Origin of the sequence: Methylobacterium marchantiae, from assembly GCF_042679825.1 — a bacterium.
GTDB lineage: Bacteria > Pseudomonadota > Alphaproteobacteria > Rhizobiales > Beijerinckiaceae > Methylobacterium > Methylobacterium marchantiae.
Genome location: NZ_JBHTND010000099.1, coordinates 1 through 536, shown reverse-complemented (window position 1 = coordinate 536; position 536 = coordinate 1). Strand labels below are relative to the sequence as shown.

At 49.3% G+C, this 536-nt stretch carries 1 protein-coding gene; it reads left to right on the top strand.

Annotated features, from left to right (window positions below):
* Nucleotides 1-380, top strand: a 380-nt coding sequence (locus tag ACFQ4G_RS22010) for a phage minor tail protein L (protein ID WP_379041151.1), incomplete at its 5' end; no start/stop codon positions are given.
* Nucleotides 381-536 lie beyond the last annotated feature (156 nt).

Below are 536 nucleotides of genomic sequence, written 5' to 3'. Positions count from 1 at the left end.
CTGCAAACTTCCCTGAGCCCAATCCTACTGCTGATCCTAACGAGCATTTCCCCCATGAGATTTGGTACCTCGAGCGGAAGTCTGCGGAGAATGCTGAGGTCGTTGAGTTTGAACTTGCTACTGCTGCTGATCTAAATGGTCAGCAGTTGCCTGGCAGACAGATCATCGCAAATGCCTGCACTTGGATTCTACGCGGCGGTTATCGTGGGGCTTACTGCGGATACAATGGCCCACCTGTTGCCGACATTAACGACAATCCTACTAGCGATCCAAGTCTAGATGTTTGCAGTGGCCGAGTAGGTAGTTGCAAGCTTAGGTTTGGCGCTAATAATGAACTCCCATACGGCAGTTTCCCGGCTGCATCTCTAATTAGAGGTTAATGTGAAGCTTTCTACTCTCAAGGTTGCTCAGAATCATGCAGCCCGGTGCTATCCACATGAATCCTGCGGATTTATTGTTGAGCAGGATGGGGCTGAGGTTTACGTAGAATGCGAAAACTCACACTCAAATCCATCCGAGCATTTCAGGATTAGTGG